This window comes from Chryseobacterium carnipullorum, assembly GCF_900142785.1.
GTDB lineage: Bacteria > Bacteroidota > Bacteroidia > Flavobacteriales > Weeksellaceae > Chryseobacterium > Chryseobacterium carnipullorum.
On sequence record NZ_FRCD01000002.1, the window covers coordinates 217,831 to 235,312 of the forward strand.

13 protein-coding genes are annotated in these 17,482 nt (G+C 31.4%); 3 read left to right on the plus strand and 10 right to left on the minus strand.

The features are described from left to right. Positions 1–8: 8 nt before the first annotated feature. From BUC06_RS03135 to BUC06_RS03185, 9 genes are all read right to left on the minus strand, one after another. Positions 9–1,499 (minus strand): DNA primase family protein, encoded by a 1,491-nt coding sequence (locus BUC06_RS03135; protein ID WP_073329630.1) that lies wholly within the window; start codon positions 1,497–1,499, stop codon positions 9–11. A 342-nt stretch (positions 1,500–1,841) separates the two neighbouring features. Beyond that, the gene (locus BUC06_RS03145) at positions 1,842–2,138 is read right to left on the minus strand and encodes a helix-turn-helix domain-containing protein (RefSeq protein WP_073329634.1); all 297 of its coding nucleotides are present in this window, start codon (positions 2,136–2,138) and stop codon (positions 1,842–1,844) included. 473 nt (positions 2,139–2,611) lie between these two features. Beyond that, positions 2,612–3,907, minus strand: coding sequence for a tyrosine-type recombinase/integrase (locus BUC06_RS03150; RefSeq protein WP_073329636.1), 1,296 nt, complete (start codon positions 3,905–3,907; stop codon positions 2,612–2,614). A gap of 289 nt (positions 3,908–4,196) precedes the next feature. Beyond that, on the minus strand, positions 4,197–5,603 hold the full coding sequence (locus BUC06_RS03155; protein WP_073329638.1) for a recombinase family protein: 1,407 nt from the start codon (positions 5,601–5,603) through the stop codon (positions 4,197–4,199). Beyond that, positions 5,600–6,499 carry a ParB/RepB/Spo0J family partition protein gene (locus tag BUC06_RS03160; RefSeq protein ID WP_073329641.1) on the minus strand — a complete coding sequence of 300 codons (900 nt, stop codon included), beginning with the start codon at positions 6,497–6,499 and terminating at the stop codon, positions 5,600–5,602. Before BUC06_RS03160 ends, BUC06_RS03155 begins: the two co-directional genes overlap by 4 nt. Positions 6,500–6,949: 450 nt before the next feature. Further along, positions 6,950–7,471, minus strand: a complete 522-nt coding sequence (locus BUC06_RS24050; protein ID WP_228423608.1) for a TM2 domain-containing protein — start codon at positions 7,469–7,471, stop codon at positions 6,950–6,952. 3 nt (positions 7,472–7,474) lie between these two features. Next, entirely contained in the window at positions 7,475–8,200 is a 726-nt protein-coding gene (locus tag BUC06_RS03175) for a zinc ribbon domain-containing protein (protein ID WP_073329647.1), read from the minus strand. Between the two features lie 847 nt (positions 8,201–9,047). Next, positions 9,048–9,659, minus strand: a complete 612-nt coding sequence (locus tag BUC06_RS03180; RefSeq protein WP_073329650.1) for a recombinase family protein — start codon at positions 9,657–9,659, stop codon at positions 9,048–9,050. 501 nt (positions 9,660–10,160) lie between these two features. After that, on the minus strand, positions 10,161–12,521 hold the full coding sequence (locus tag BUC06_RS03185) for a hypothetical protein (protein WP_073329653.1): 2,361 nt from the start codon (positions 12,519–12,521) through the stop codon (positions 10,161–10,163). 169 nt (positions 12,522–12,690) lie between these two features. On the opposite strand from BUC06_RS03185, the gene BUC06_RS03190 reads away from it, so the two are divergent. The 3 genes from BUC06_RS03190 (at position 12,691) to BUC06_RS03200 (ending at position 15,991) form a co-directional block, all read left to right on the plus strand. Continuing rightward, a complete protein-coding gene (locus tag BUC06_RS03190) occupies positions 12,691–13,776 on the plus strand; it encodes a hypothetical protein (RefSeq protein WP_050377445.1) in 1,086 nt (361 codons plus the stop codon). A gap of 74 nt (positions 13,777–13,850) precedes the next feature. Next, positions 13,851–15,587 carry a DNA methyltransferase gene (locus BUC06_RS03195; RefSeq protein WP_073329657.1) on the plus strand — a complete coding sequence of 579 codons (1,737 nt, stop codon included), beginning with the start codon at positions 13,851–13,853 and terminating at the stop codon, positions 15,585–15,587. A gap of 128 nt (positions 15,588–15,715) precedes the next feature. Beyond that, complete coding sequence (locus BUC06_RS03200; protein ID WP_050377443.1) at positions 15,716–15,991, plus strand: helix-turn-helix transcriptional regulator; 276 nt, start codon at positions 15,716–15,718, stop codon at positions 15,989–15,991. Positions 15,992–16,003: 12 nt separating this feature from the next. Here BUC06_RS03200 and BUC06_RS03205 read toward each other — a convergent pair whose 3' ends face one another. Further along, positions 16,004–17,293, minus strand: coding sequence for a site-specific integrase (locus BUC06_RS03205; protein ID WP_073329660.1), 1,290 nt, complete (start codon positions 17,291–17,293; stop codon positions 16,004–16,006). Between the last annotated feature and the right edge of the window lie 189 nt (positions 17,294–17,482).

Here is a 17,482-nt window from a genome sequence, read left to right on the forward strand (position 1 = left end):
AAGGTTTTTTATTTAGATACATCATCTACATAGACAACATTACCGATTGATCTTCTTTCGGTTTCAAACCCCACCATTCTCAAACGATCAGCAAATGTTTTTGCTGACAGTACACGGTTTCCGTTTTCTTCTGAAAACTCCTTGAATGCCTTGTACAAATCTTTCAAAGGCTCCGGACGTGTGCCAGGCTTTAAATAGTTCTCCAGTATGAACATTTGGACCGGATCGGATTGCGTACGGTATTCGTTTAGGGTTTGTTTTATTTCTTCCGATGGTGTGAACTCTTTATTTACCAAAAGTGATGTTAATCCTTTTAAAGCCCAATTCAAAACTCCTGAAAGTTCCCTGTTGATTATTTTTTTAGACAATTCAGGATCTTGATTTTCCTCTGAAATTGTTTTGTCAAAATGAATGATAAGAAATCTTCTGAAGAATGCGTTTGTCTGTTCACCAACTAGAAAGCCATTAGTATTAAACATCAATTTTGCATAATTCTTTACCGTGATCGGATCTCCGTAAGGTAGTCGCGCCTCGATCGGCTCCCCGCTGGCAAGTTGTTTGAAAATAGCCGCTTCAATATTGTTATTGATTTCACTCGAATAATTAAGGAGCTTATTTGCTATTTTAGCTCTATAGTACCCGTTTTCATTCGTTAATGATGATAAAGAAAAATTACTCACGTTGTGATCTCCTAGCAACGCTGTAACAATGTCAAAAAACACTGATTTCCCGTTCGCTCCTGTTCCATAGCAAAGCAATACTTTTTCCAATTTTAAGCCGCTTCCATGTCTCATGAAAATATAACCTAAATACTCACTGATAACAGTTTGCTTTTGCTTACTAAGAACCTCATCCAGAAAACTATTGAATAAAGGTGCAACTGCTGTGGGGTCGTAACAGAAGGGGAGTACATAAGTTAGAAAATCCTTTGGCTGATGTTCTCTAAGATTTACGCCTTTCTCTGAAATTTCTAGTGTGCCATTCTGAAGATTGATTAAAACAGATTCCGTTTTTGTTTCTGGTTTTGGTAAATAAGCCACAGAAAAGAATTGCTGAAGCATTTTTTTACGAAAATCAAAATAAGAAGCGTCATATTTAGGAACCCCAAGGACCTTTGCGCAGTCGCCTAGGAACCTTTCAAGCTCGTTATCTTCCAGGCTTTGCCAATACACTCCGTTGTATGTGTAAACTATATTATTATGAAGGCAAAAATCTAGTTTTAAAGTTTCGGCTAGCTGTAATATTTTTTCAGTAGCGATCACAATATAATTTTTTTGCTGAAGCTTGAATTTTGAAAGTTTTTCTGATATCTTACTTTTTTCTTCCTCGCTATCTGCTTGATTGTATTGTTTACGCAACTCAATGACGGACGGGTGAACCTCAGCGATGAAATCTGCTGGCTGTAGCGACTTTTTTACATTATTTAATACTTCGGTTTGATCAAGTTCTTTTGCAGCCTGGATCACCGGCTTTATTAAATCTAAAACAGGTAAACTCATGATCTTAAAGTGTTAATTATTTCCGGATTTGTTGTTAAATATTCAGCTCTGTGATTCGTTACTCTACAGATCGATTTAAAACACGCTTTCAACTTTCCGGCGTTTTCTAATTGTCTTTTGTATCTAGTAAGGTTCTTTTGAGGTATATTTAGTGCTTTTGATGCCATTGAGCATGTAACTGTATGCTTGATCAAATACTCAAAAAACAGCTTTTTCTGATTTTGAAAATATTCTTTTTCCATTGCAATAAGATTTTGCAACAAAGAGAAATAAACGTTATATTTGCGTTAGTCTTCTACTCTTAACACATACTCCCGCTTGCTCCAATTTGCTGCGGGTTTTTTATTTATTTAAAGGGACAATTCTCTCCATGATCTCGGAGTATTTGTAGTAACGTCTTTTTTCAAGACCGTATGACAAGACAACGCCGTCCTTCTCCCATTTGTACAATGTTGAACGGTTCACACCTAAAAGTGCACAAGTTTCCTCAATTGTAAGGATCTCTTTTTGCGTAGGTCTTGAGTTTTGCTCAAATGACTTTTGAAAGTCTGAGATTTGTTGAGCAAGTTTTTTTTGATTTTCCTGTACTTGCAAAAGAAGTGAAGGCATCGTTTCAAATGATGGTTTTTCTGCTACCATGATCGTGATTTTAAGTTAAATATTAAAATTCATCCGACCGGTTACGAAAACTTTCCTTAATTTTGAAAACAAATTCTAAATGCCTGCAAGCGTGAATTTACTATCAAAATAGGAGAGCTCGAAACCATTCGGGCTTTTTTTGTGTTAAAGTATTACTTTAAGTAAGGCTCTGTAATAAGCTGACATAAAAGTGCATTCGTTTAACTAAGACAAAAGTACATTCAATGAATCATTCTTGCAATAGTTTTATTGATTAAATTATCTATTCTATAATAAAAACGATTTTTAAACCACATTTAATTACATCATGCAATACAAAACAATAGTTATAATCTTTTGATTCAGTCAAAATAAGATTCTTTAATTTGGAAATTCAAATTCTCTACAATTTGGCGGGAAGTCTGAAGATCAACAAGTTGCGCTTTGTTTATGTAGTTAGTGTAGGAAATGAAGCCGTAAAAACATCTTTTTTTTTACTCATAACCTGAATTTTTAAATTTTGCTTTGGTCATTTCCGCCATTTCAAGTGAATTTAATTTATTATAAACCTCAACCATCTTTTCCCGAGTATGTCCGGTTATCTTTCTGATTGAATCCAGATCAACATTATTTATAAAAAGAGACACAAAGGTTCTTCTTCCAACATGGCTTGTTATTACATCATGTTTCGGGAAATAGCCTATAATCTTTCGGTAAACGGTTTTATTATTCACTTGCACTGGCTGCCTATATTTCGGAGCATAAACCATTTCATTTATTTTCGCTTTTTCACATACCAATTTTATGTAATCATTATATTTCTGATGGCTAATCTTTCTGGGGAAATTACCGCCTCTTTTATTTAATATCTTTTCTACTTCCTTAAAAAGTGGTATTGTGATTTTGGAACCGGTTTTCTCCTGGGTAATTGGCAGGAACTTATTATTATTTTCGTCTGTGATAATCTTCTCAAAAGTAAATTCCATTAAATCAGAAACTCTCTGAGCAGTCCAACAACTTATAAGCAGCCAATCTCTTGCATTATCTAAATAATCTGTCTCAAACTGTACTTTCCTGATTTCTTCGAGTTCCTCCCATGTCAAATACGGATCATCCGGATCAGTAGTGTTGAGGTTTGGAAAATCTTTTGTCAATTCCCAATAATCAGGATCTTCAGAAACTTTTATCTTTTTCCTTTTTGCATATTTCCAAAAGTCTTTTATATTTCCCAGACTTTTACGAATGTATGATCTTTGATATTTTTTCTTATCGAGGTAATCACCAAAATCATTTTTAAATCGATCATCAATATCCTGAATCCTTAATTTTGGATTGAAGCCAGAAACTAAATTCCGAGTTCTTTTATAAACCTTTTTTGTGCTGTCAGCGATTCCGATATTCATTAAGCAGTAATAATCAACAAAGTCGGCAAAATCGGTCGGGACCGTATTCTTTGAAGCTGAGGCATTAAAGAATTCCCCTAATTTGGTTTCGGTTAAAGAATCGGTATCAATAAGCATTGAGAAATATTCATTAAATGAAGCCTCAAAAGCACTAAACCGCTGATTAAAATTTGCAACCTCATTTTGTTTCTGGATTTTCAAAGGATTAGAATTTTTCAATTTGTTTTCCTCTTCAGATAATTTCATTCTTTTATTATCCTTATTCCATCTGGTTTCCGAGATCTTAAATTCAGTCGGTTTGATAAGTTTTAAATCTTTACCGTGAGTAATAGAAATGTAAATCTTCTTTACATCTTTTGTGCCTCGTAGAAAAAATGAATATGCCATACTGCAATTATTTACTACAAAAATAAACTTTTATCTTATTTGTAGTATCATTTGTAGTAATAAAAGACAACAATAATAAACATCATGCAACAATATACAATAATGAAACCCTCATTGATAAAGGCTTAGAGTGTTGTTTTGAAAAGTGAAAGGCAATAAAAAAGCCACTTGCGGGAAGTGGCTTTGTTGTGTGGGTTGTGGAGTTGGAGGATATCAAATCATCTCATACTATCAATGTGTTACGTTTAAATTTAAACCTTGCTACCACTGTTGCTACCACAAATAGAATTTATAAAGATTTAAGTAATGATGAGTATTTCCCTCTAATGTAGCTTTCTAACTGTGTGAATTTAACAATAAAATCTTTTATTATTTTTTCAATACTTTCCGGTTCAATTTTTCTTTCTAAAATTGAGGTACTACTATCATTAAAAGTGATATAATTTGAATTCGTAAAATCAGAAACATCGAATAAAAAATAATTTTGTCCCGATAAATCTCCGTTTTCATCAATTCCAATTGCCAGAATCTGGTCAAATTTTCGGTGATTTTCGGTGATTACAAAACATAAATTATTTGTATTGTTTATCCGGCTTTTAACTCCGTAAATAATTGGAAGTTCTTCAAATATTTTTAAGGAATCCATATCGTCTACTCCCATATTAACAAGCCAATTTATTATATCATTCTTGGTGATATTTTTTATTCTTCTAATACAATTTATCCCTTTCCGCCAATTATGGGGTATATTCCAATACAACCTCTCTTGAGCAATTTCAAAATCGTGTCTTTTAATTAGTGCCTCAAATGCGTTAGGCTTTACAATCCATAATGATCGAGGATTTTTATGAATACGTTGTTTTAATCTACCCCAAGTTTTGTTGTAAATTCTCGTTCCAATGTAAATTTCGTTCATAAGTATTCTTATCACTTTTGCACGATTCCATTTCTCCCCATTGGCTGTACATAATGTGTTTTCAGTAATCAAGTCAACTATTTGAAAAATTGATTTTTTTTCATGGACGTACATTTGAAATATTAGTTTAACAGTATCTGATGAACTATCATAAGAAGGAACAAATATTACTCTTTCATTTGCTATTTGCTTATATTCTCCTTTTTTTAAAATTCGAATAGGGTTCTTATTTACATCCAATAATTGTCTTGTCATTCCATAAGGGGGAGTTCCTCCCGACGAATATCCTTGTTGCGAGATTTTAACACAGCCATGAAAAACTTTTTCACTCAATTGTCTGCTGTACTCAGCAGCCATGTATCTTTGAATGGATGTTTCAAGACTTGAAATTAATTGATTGGTAGGTTCAGTAAAACCCCGAGATACATAGATTACTTCTTTTCCGTGTTTTGTACAAAGATATTCATAGTATCCTGATTGATCGGGATCTTGAAATCTTCCCCATCGAGATACATCATAAACTAATACATAATTAAAATCCGGTGCTTTTGGGTTTTCGATCCACTCACTAAATAAACGTTCAAAACCGGGTCTGTTTGCTAATAATCCACTCTTACCTTCATCAAGCTCTTCATGAATTATATCTATTTTAAATTTGTTTGCAAAGTCATATATATGTCCTTGCTGAATCTTAATTGAGTTTTCTTGCTTGTCTTCCGCAGAATGTCTGTAATATGCAATTGCAGTCTTTCGTTTTTGAAGAGATCTATCGAAAATCATACATAAATTTCCATAAGTTTATATAAATCTTCAAAAATACATTTTTCTTTATCTGTCAGTTTTATATTCAAATTCTTTTTTATACTTAACTCTTTGATTAAATTTTTAATCTGGACAGAAACACCTGATAATTGTGTTCTTTCTAACAACCCCTCAACAGACATATTTGCCTCTTCTAAAAACAGATGTATTTCCTCTTCATGAAGTGATGCAGTTGAAAAAATTTTTGCTAAGGAAATAAAATCAGTTCTTCTATACATTAGACCATCATTTACTTTTTCAAAAATAATTTTGACGATATCATCAATTTCATAACCTTTTATTTTTCTTAGTTTTGGAAGTAATTGCATAAATACTACCATCTGATACTCTTTCATATCATGCGATACCATTAACTCAATATATTCCATTCTCATATCTCGTAATTCAGTATAATGGAATAAGTTTTTTTGAGTAATTCCAATTAATGTAGCTATTTCCTTTTTACTAATATTTTTGTACTCTTGATTTATTTTGTGTATTGCATTTGCCTTCTCTATCGGTCTCCAATTCCTTCTATTATTCTGCATTTCATATCTACGGGCTTCCAACTCGCCAGCATCCATTTTGGGATAAATCCTACAGGGAACGGTTACGAGTTTAAGTTCTTTTGCACATGAAAAACGTCTGTGTCCATCTATTATTAAATATCTATCGGTTTCAATTTCAGAAACTTTGATGGGATCTTCAATTCCATACGTGGAAATTGATTTTAGTAATCTACTATGGTCTGCTGAAGTTATACCAAAATTTTTTCTGGGTTGAGAGTGATCTGCTTGAATTTTAATTAAATGTAAGTCTGCATATTTACTTGGATAAGGCTTGAAAGACTCCAAAATACTTTTGTTTTCGCTCATACTTTTGATTATAACTGTGAAAGAATGTGAGTGAATCAAATAAAAACAATTAATAACCATAACTATTTGATATTGTGAAATTATAATATATATTTTTCTGATTTATTAAGGAAAAGTTAAGTTTTCATTAAAAAAAAAACAATAAAAAGGAGGTCTCATAAACCTATTTTTATTGTTTTTGATTTTATCAAAAGTGAATGTCTTATTCACCATTTCTCTATTTAGAGACTATCTATTTTTTCTTTACAGAAACTATCACCAACTTCTTACGGGGATCTTGCTCTAACACTCTAGCTAGTCCCGATCTTTCCAACTCATATCTCGCCTCACTTTCGGTACCACCTTCAAGTCTCATAACTTTTGAACAATGTGATGTACTTCCAACTCCTATCAATTTGTATTTAACTTCGTAATTCCCTCTTGACATATTAATTATTATTTTTCTTTAAATTAACTAATTGACTTTAAGTTACGCATAACGTCAATTGATATATCTTTGTTATAATTTGATACCAATTTGGGAATTCTAAACAAATCAATAAATGCCCAAATTAGAAATCCTCCCCCTGTAAACCAATAAAGAAACTGAACACCCCACTTTCTAATATATGCGTATTGCCATCCAAAAAATAACCAGCACACATAACCGGCAAAAACGCTTTTTTTCCTTCTTTTGTATTCTTCCAAAAATTCTTCTTGTTTTGACGAATGTAATTTTTTCAGTTCATTCCGAACCATAGCAGGTAAGCTGTCCGTAATGGAATTGGAAATATACAGTACACTATCGCTTAAATCAAAAATTGGCTCAGTTACCGGTTGTAAATAATTTTCTGAATCCATTATTTTGAATTTGTCACCGGGAAACTTCTTCAGCCACAATTTCACTAACTCATTATCCTGTAGATCATTGTACGTGTTTGGATATTTGTTTCTGATTTCGAACGCAAATTCATTGATATCTTTTTTCATCATTATTTAGTTTTCTCTAATATTTGCGGGATCATTAGACACATTATTGCGGATGTCACCTCCACGGAAAATCCTACTTACACATTCGAACAATTCTTCAACAACTTTTTTTTCTGAAATTTCATATGGTAATTTGAAGAATTGACCATCTTGATTAACATGAAAATATATTTTATTCTTGCTGATTTCCAGATCGGACAGATATATACTTTCACTACCATTTTGATCATCCTTATTTACGTTTAAAAATATAGTGTATGAATCCAGAAACAATTCTTTACATGTTAAGGTATAAATTGGCCAGTAATTTATTATCCATTTTAAAATCAAAAAGCCATTATCACCGGAACCAAAAACAGTACTGTCATAAAAATATAGTATCTCAATGCTTGAATCATCTAAAATCACAGATTCATTTTCATTAATATTTTTCTTAATAAACTTTCTAATTTTCTTGATTGGAAGATTATTAGTATCATATACTTTATGACTATTCTTTGACTCTAAAAAGAAATTTGAATCATCTTCGTTTTCCCACTTTTTCTCTAAATATTTCATCATTGCTTCCATACCCTTTTTTCTATCTTCATCGCTTTCTTCATATACATTATCGTTGTATGCATTATCATCTATATCTTGTTCGCTTTCTTCATAGATTGCTCCACCGCAATTATGACAAAATTTAGAGTTTTCTTCAAGCTTAGTTCCACAGTTTGTGCAAAAATTCTTCATGATTATTATTTTTTTATTTCTAGCTTTTTTCCTAATCTATAAAAATGGGTTGTAGATTTTTTAATCTACAAATAAAAAAAATCTTGAAATACAAACATTACGGTAAACCGTAAAACGATTATTTTTTTAGAAAAAATAAAAAGTATCTGTTTTAACTAAATTCAAGACTATATTTTAAAATAACCCAAATCATAAATGGATATACCGTGAGAGGTTCGAAAAGATTAGTATAATTTGTAAATTTAATTTCCTTTTGCCCCAAAAAGAAAAAACTGTTATGTTAGAAAGCGTGAGGGCAACTAACATATTTCGTCGGATAGGTTCTGGTAAACCGTTGGAGTAAAATAAGTAGCACCCCCACGCCATAGGTATATGACATGAGAGTTGCTAACAAATTCCCTCCAAATTAAATTTACCAGATTTATCCGAGGATGTCGTTAGACAAGCTTTCTGTTTTCGAAATGTAATTAATACGAATTTTTATTCATTCATATATACAGCAAATATAATTAGTCTGCCAGTAAGTTGAAAATTTATTCCAACAAATTATTATCATAATCCAAAAAATGGGAGTAAAATGTGTACAAATTGTATATTTAATAGCAGTTTTCATGTACTTTTTTGTACTTTAAAAGTACGTTTTTGTCGTAATTTAGTTAGGTTTAAATTTAAACCTAATTTTCAAAAGTCTTCATCTAGTGACATTAGATGTGGTTTTCGTCCATGTATTACAAAAAACGTTATTATTTTGCACCGAAAAAAACCGTCCCTTTTGACAAGCAATTGGTAGTTTTTTTAAAAAATTTAAAAATTAAGGGTAAAACCAATGTATTACCCTTAATTAAATTTACATCATATCAAGTTTTATAGCAACTTTTTTTACCTTTTGTACTGTTTTGGTTGACATTTCGAGAAGTTTTCCAACCTCTCTTAATGTTCTTCCTTTCTTGAGATATTCTAGCGCCTTTTTATTTTTTGGTTTATTTATAAAGATTGCATCACTTTCGTTACTACCTGGCGGACGGCCAAATTTTACATTTCGCTGAAGAGCGATTAATTTTCCGGCGGCGATTCTTTCCTTTAGATTGGATAATTCTTGCTCGTAAAGACTTGATATTATAGTAATTATGACTTTCCATATAGGGTTATTCTCGCCATTTGGTCGGGATTGTAGTCCCATGTTTCTTACAACAACATTAATCCCATGCTCGTGAAAGAACTCGATCGTCTCTAATACGTTTCTTGTATTACGACCCAGACGTGAAATTTCCTCACAAATTATTTCTCTAACAAGACCGTTTTCTATCAATCGAATTAACTCCCGACCTTTCTCACGGTCTCTAAAATTTACTGTTCCTGAAACTTTGTCTAATAATACTAAATCATATTTATCAGTATCCGCATCAAAACGATTTCCTGTCTGACCTAAAGTAGAAACTCTATTATATTTAACCCTCATTTTGTTGTAATTTTAATTTCAGATTAAATTTACGGCGGAATCGCCGTTCTGCCTACGCTTTTAGCACTATTTAGCGTTTAAAATAGATTTAGTTTTTGTTTTAATTAAAAGGAAATCATGATTGGTGCAAAACAATACTTCTGCTAATCTGTAGTTGGAAAAAACCTCTACAACAAAGCATTGTTCCAGTGCAAAACAATTTTCAAGAGTCTACAGATATCATTTTTTCTATATTATAAAGAAATGTGTCAATTGACACCTTCTTAAATTTACTAAAAAATAAACCTCAACTCCTCCTGTCCCCCGGGGTGGGGTCAAATCCGTCCATGCCAAAGTGATTTTTAAGGGTTTTAGACCCGGGGGATGATCTTGTACAAAAAATTCGAATTAAAAATTTTTCTAAAATTTAAGTTTAAACCAAAAAAACTTTGAGATCATTTAAAAAGGTCAAATCAGAAAAAAAAATTTTACCAATTTTTAATCCAGAATTTGGATCACTTTTTATGACCCGGGATCAAATTCAGTGGTAATGTATAAAGGAAAATTGGAATAGAGAGAAACCGTACAATCCTTTCTTAGCGTTCTCGCTCTTCCAACTGCCTGAACTAAATTAGATTCGATTACATGAAATTGAATATCCCTTAAATTTTCATCTTCAAAACAGTAAAAGGTGAATTCAAATCCCCGGTGTCTCACAATTCTATTATTCATCATTCCATCTTTGATTTCAAATTCAATCCCCATTACTTTTGCCAGAAGAAAATATTGAATTACACTACCGTGAGGTGTACCTACTACTGCCAAATCCTTTCCGTTCAATACGTCAGATCCCGAACAATTGAAAAAATGCATATCCTCACAGGAAGAATCAAAGGAATATTTGAATTTTTTAAAAGTTATAGTGGGGATACCTCTAACTTTTTCTGAAACTTCATCTTTAAATTTTTCGAGTGAGAGTCGTGAACATGATCTTTCAGTGTGTTGTACCACCTTCCCAACTTGTTCGACATTTCTTCTGTCAAAAATCTTAAACTTTTTGTTGGGGTAGAGTTTCTTATACAAGTCAATAGGAACTGTCGCAGACATAATAATGATCTTTTTATCAGAAGGTAAATCTCTCTTTGTAACGTAATTAATCTTACCGGGTTTTCTATTGATAAAGAAATATTTACTTGTAAAAAACTCGAAAACATTCGAATCAAACCCCTTGAATGAATTACATTCTTTTATCAGGTCTTCTACATCAAACATTACAGGTGTTTCATAGATTCCATTTTCAAGTCCTCTCAAATAATTAACAAAACTTTTTACTGATGGGATTAAAAATTCAAGATAAATAATGTCTTTAATTGAAGTTTCTTTTATTTCCATTAAACTATCAAGTGGATCCTCATCAAAAATTACCGTGGTTTGTGGTAAATCCTGTGAATTCAGAAATCTTTTGTGAGTGGTGATCACAGATTTCATATCATCATGACAATCATCTAATTTTTCGAGATAATCTACTGCCTTTAGAATATCATCTGTATCAGTGGTGTATTTTTCTATAGATCTAATGAGTTGTGCTGACTTTTGTGGTAATCCTATCTTATAATATAAGTCTATCAAAGACTGGACGGTTTTATCATTAAAAATAATAGTGTCTGGTGATACAGTTTTCGGAACAGACATTCTTTCGTAGACCTCATTTTTCAAATCATTGGTTGGAAGGGCAATTATTGACCTTTCAACATTTGTCAACAACTGTGTTTTTCCTATACCAGTTGGAACCGAAAATAAGAATACGGTGTCAAGATCAGGAGACGATATTGCGTTCTTAAATTCTAATTCAAATTCCTTTTCAACATCCTTTAAACTCATTTTCTCTTCAATATCTATGATCTTAATCTTTTCTTTCTTTTTAAAAAAGGTTGGGATATCTTCAATTAGTTTATCTTCTGCAAAAGGTGAGAACTTATGTACCGGCATCGGAAAATAACTCATTCGCCTAACATATTCAAGCATCCGGTAGTTGTTATCAGTATATTCAGTTAAGCCCTCTTTATCAAATTTCATCATGATCTTTTTCATTCTGAGGAGACCACCACTAATATATTTAAGATTCAGGGCGAGACCGAATAATTGTTCGTGAGTTAACCAAATACCTTTTTTAAATTCGCTTAGTATCTGTATTTTGTCAGAGTCAATATCCCAATCGATTCTGACTTCCCCCGCTATTGAAGTAGATTTAATAGAGAAAAAATCGTTATCACTATTTATATCTAATAGTGATTCCGAAAATTCCGGAGAAAAATTATTAGATTCAACATAGTTATCTAGATTAATCTTTTGGATACTTGTCATAAATTTTTCTAGGTTAATTGGAATGGTATTCGTAATAACTGCGTTTTTACCTCCAAGAAATCTTCTAGACAAATCCTTACATTTTTTATCTATTTCCAAAATCAGATCTAGAGAATCCATTATTAGGTTATAAGTTTTCTTATTATTAATTGGCTCTTCAAGAAAAATAACTACCCGAAATTTAGGATGTTCCGGTCTGTCTGAAAATGTTGGATAATGTACATTTGGTTTAATATTGTACTTAGCAAGTATTTCATATACTTCTTCCAGAGTCTGTTTGCCGGTATCAAAATCAAGACCTATAACAGATTGTTCCTTCCAATTTTTGTTACAAATCTCACCTTCGAAGATACCACCAGACCAACATTGTGAGAATGGTGGTGAAACTATTTCAGAAAACTTTTTGATTGTTGATTCTGTAGATTTTATCGTGTTGGTAATATAACCAAACTTTTCTTTTGGCGGTTTAGAAGTCCATGCCAAAGGACTGACTGAATATTTGAAATTGTTAACTTCCATTTTAATTTTATTTGGAAAGTTTAGGACTTTGGATTATTATCCTCCCTCAAGATAAAATATAACCGCAAAAAATTGAAAAACCAAAAGTATCATTAAAATTTAGCATTATTTAGCACTATGTTATGCTTGCATAATATTAATATTCTGGCTATTTTTCCGAAAAAAGTAAATGACCGTTTACCTGTTTACATTAGACGACCACCTCTTAGAAGATATCTCCGTAATTGTTGACATGTTCAACAAAAATAAGGGCTCATTAAAATTCAAGATTTTATCTTACAATTCATCAACCGAATACTATAACTTATACAAAAGGAGCAAATCCCTGACACTTGAATCTATCTCAGAAATCTGTAATAAGTTAAAAGGTGAAAATAACGTATATGAAGATTATGGTGTTTTAGTTACCTCAAAAAATATTGAAAAACCGAAAGCTATAACATTAGAAGGTAAAGAATCATGGTATAGTGCATTCGTTTTTAAAAACATTGCAATCAATTCCAATGACTGGGAAGAGATTACAGAGGATAGATCCTATCTTGCAATTGCTCATCAAATTATTGAAAACATCTTCCAATCTTTATCACAAATAAATTTGGGATCAACCAAACTGATGCAAGAAATACATCTCAATTCTAAGGGATGTATAAACGATTATGGTAGAAATAGATCTGAAATTTATGCCAAAATACTTTCCGGTTACATTTGTAAAAATTGTCAGGAAAGATTTGTTGACAGAGGGAACGATGAATCAATCCTCAATCAAATCAAAAGTATGTTGACAATAATTAGAAATCGTATAACAGACAATTATGATTTAAATTTAAATTTGACTGAAACCATTTCCGTTGATAAATACGGTCAAATTAGTGTTGGAAGAAACAAGATTAAATTTGGTAATGCTAAAACATTATCCCACATCTATTTGTTTTATCTAATCAACCACAATTTAAAGATTGGACATGATGATTTTTTGGAAAAAAAAGAGATTCAAGATAAGTTCACTTTATTATATAAAATTACCGGTGAATATAAAAATAAATTGCACATGATAGGATACTTGGATAGCATGAGTACATATCATACGAGAATTAAGAAGTATATTCAGAATTCTTTAACTATCGAAAGTTTGTACGAAAAATTTTATTACAAGAGTAAAAAAAGTAAGGAGTTTGGACACCATTATTGGCTTGAGTTTGAATCTTCACAAGTTGAACTCGATCCTTCACTACAACAATATAGAATAAAAGTGTAGCGCGACACTTTTTCAAAAAAAAAATCGGTTAGTCGGATCTTTGAAGTATTAAAATTAACAAATAAATAATACTTATGAACAACACAGTTTTAAAATCCGATGTAATTTTACCATTGTCAAACAATGTTACAAGACTTCAATTATCCCAACTTGAAATTCCAAAAGAATGGGATCAATTTTTCAACAGGAAAGAAAAACGAGAATTTATCAAAAACCTTAAAAGACAGATTAAAAAATCAAGGTACTGTACCCCAATGACTGTTTTAAAGTTTGAAGATAAATATATTATCGTTGATGGTGTATTACGATTTTTGGCATTGCAAGATTTAAATTTAAACGAAGCAGATTGTATTATACTGGAAAAATTCCCGGAATCAAGTGACGAATTGAAAGATTGGATTATTGAATACAATATTAAATCCGTTCCAACGGTTGATGATCTGATCCGGTTGCTTAGGCACTATTTAAGAAATACTGATGTGGAAGATGGTGAAGTAAATTGTAATCGTAAATATGGATTTATAACTGAGACTTTGGGTCGAGGATGGGGTAGAAACAATGTAATTACAGTAAAGAAGACCTTAACCTTAGATGAAAAAAATCCAAAAAATTGTTTACAACTTTCAAAAAGATTATGTAAGAAGGAAATATCTTTTGATAGAGCTAATAAAGCAATTAAGATCTTAGAAAATAAAGCCTTAAATTATACTCTTAAAGATGAGAAGAAAGCTAAAATAATTTCAGGATTTTTGAGTAAAAATTACGATCAAAGAAAAGCAGAGTCTTTGATTCGTCAGTACAAAACAAAAATAAACAAAGGAACAACGAATGTTACTTTTAATCACAAGTATTCTTCAGATCGATATTTAATTCTTCCGGGTAACAGTTTAGATACTCAGTTTCCAGAAGGAACATTGATTAATGGTATCTTTACATCCATCCCTTACTTTAATATTATTAACTATGCGGAAAACGGAATTGTGCCTGAACAATTAGATTTAGGACATGAGCTTGAGATTGGCAGAGAGAAGAAGCGTGAAGATTTCGTGAAAAATATAGTTGATGTAATGAAAATTGGTGCGGAAAATATGACTGAAGATGGAGTTATCATTATTAATCTTGATGATACCTACAAAGATTCAGTTTGTGTTGGAGTCGTAGCTTTATTAATCTTAGAGATGCAAAACGCAGGGTTTTTGTTCATTGATCAGATGATTTGGGAAAAATCAAATCCAAAACCTCAAAGTAACCGAACTTCCAGGTTTACCAATTCTTATGAATCCATTCTCATTTTTGCGAAATCACCGGAATATTATTACGAACAATTAAGAATATTTGATCCTACAAAATCAGCAACCGTAAAAAGAGGATGTTCTGAGCAAGGCAACAAAGGAGTGAATACTAAGAAATCTTATCACATTTCTAACCCCTATAAAACAATGAGAAATTTTCTTTGCGATAACGATATCGAACAAATTTTAAAATTAAACATAGCAAAAGAAAGGTCACAGGATGAAGGTTTGCAAAATGGATTTTTTGGATCGTTTCCATCTTTATTCCCGTTACCATTCATACTGTCTTTCTTTCCTGAAAATGGGGTTATTTGGGACTGTTTTGGGGGAACCGGGACGACAGGTAAACTAGCACTAATGTTAAATCGAAAAGTTATCATCAGTGAACTTTACGATAAAAATATTGCTAAAATATACGAAACCCTTGAAAGAGGAACCTCTGAGTACGATGAAAATGAATATAGATCCTTGAAAAATGACTTTCTATCTGAAGGTAATGATCTTCGAAATGTTGCTTAAAAATCCCGATTAATCTCTTACCTATCCGGTAAATTATCCCAAATATTTTCTTATAATTTCAAATTCATTCTTGAGATGAATAGGATTTATATTGCCATATTATACCGGATTATAAATCTAATAAATTTATGAACCAAATATTTTTACAAAACTTTACCAAAGAAGAACTAGTTGATGACATTAAAAATAGTATTTTCTCTGAAATCAAAACCATTATTGGAAAGACGACACATCCGAATGATGATAGACTTTTAACGAGAAAAGAAGTTTGCGAACAATTTAAAATTCATATATCAACTTTAAATCGATGGATAAAATCTGAAATCTTAAAACCTCACTATATCGGAAATAGAGTTTATTTTAAAGAATCGGAACTACCTATAACCAAAAAGAACCTCATTTGAGGTTCTTTTTTTTTATATCTTAATTAATTCAAGACTATCAGATAGTTTTGATCTGATTTTTTTCGCTTTCTCTAACAAAGTATTTTGATCATAATGCTCTACCATAGAAGTGGTTTTGTGTCCGGTATTAACCATAATACCTTCATCACCTAACACCGGTCTAAAGTTGGTAATATAAGACCTTCTGCAAATATGAGAGGTTACCAGTTGCCACTTTTCATAATCGTCAAATACTTTTCTCTTATTAATCATTTTACCACCGAAAATTAAATCATTAATTCCTGCTAATTGACACACAAGTTTTATGTATTCATTAAATCTTTGATCAGATATCTGTCTAGGGAACTCACCGGATCTTTTGTCTAAAATAGTCTTTACAGGATCAAGTATTATTGCAGTAGTAGGATCATTAGTCTTCTTTTGAATTAATGATATATAATGCTGTTCAATAATATCAGTTTTTTTTAATTTCAATAAATCTGAAACCCTCAATCCCATGTAGCATCCAATCACCAACCAGTCTCTAGCATTATCAAGATAATCTAATTTCAAATCTAATGCTCTAATTTTTTTAATTTCTTCCAAATTTAGTATAGGATGTTTAAAGTCTCTTTGCTCAACATAAAACATCCAGTAAGCAACATCATCGCTAGTTTTGTATTTCTTAGACTTTGCAAATTTTATAAAGCTTTTAATATACTTAAGATCCTTGACTATACATATCGGAGCATATTGATTTTTTGTACACCAAACTGTAAATTTGTTTCTAAAGTCATCATTAACATCAGAAACAGACAATTTTGGATTAATTTTCAGTAGTTTATTCTTAATTACCCGAATCTTTTTAATGGATGATGGGGTTAATTCTTTATGTCTTCCCAAGGCAAAAACGCTTCTTTCCGTTATATACTCCTCAATTAGCTGGGACATATATAAAGTTGAGTTCACAACTTTTTTCTCGGATTTCTTTTTATTTTTACCGTACTTCGAATCTAAAAAATTCTTAATCTGTGATTTCGTCACATTGTAGTTGTTCATGAGAAGAAAACTGTTCAGACTATTTTTTAACTCATTCAGTTTAATATTAAACTCATCGATATTTTTATTCAATATTTTTTGGGATTCATCTTTTGGACTTTTCTTTTTGAAAGATTGATTATACATTCCATTTTTGCTGTCCCACCTCTCTGCATCGATCGAAAAAGGACTCCCCCAAAAGAAATCAAAATCTCTACTTGGTTTATATCTCACATAGATTGTTGCCTCTCCTATCTTCTTTCTTAATAATAATGTTATACTCATAATATGCTGATTTAGGCTAAGATACAGCGGAAAATTCTCATTGCCTAGCAATACATATTGAAAAGTGGAGTTTTTTCAAGAAAAAACAATCACAAAATAATAACTGTTCGTATATTTGAAATTATGTCCTGTACTAATGATAAATTCACCATTTCTAGTATTAGAAAACAGGTCAAAACTTTAAAACTA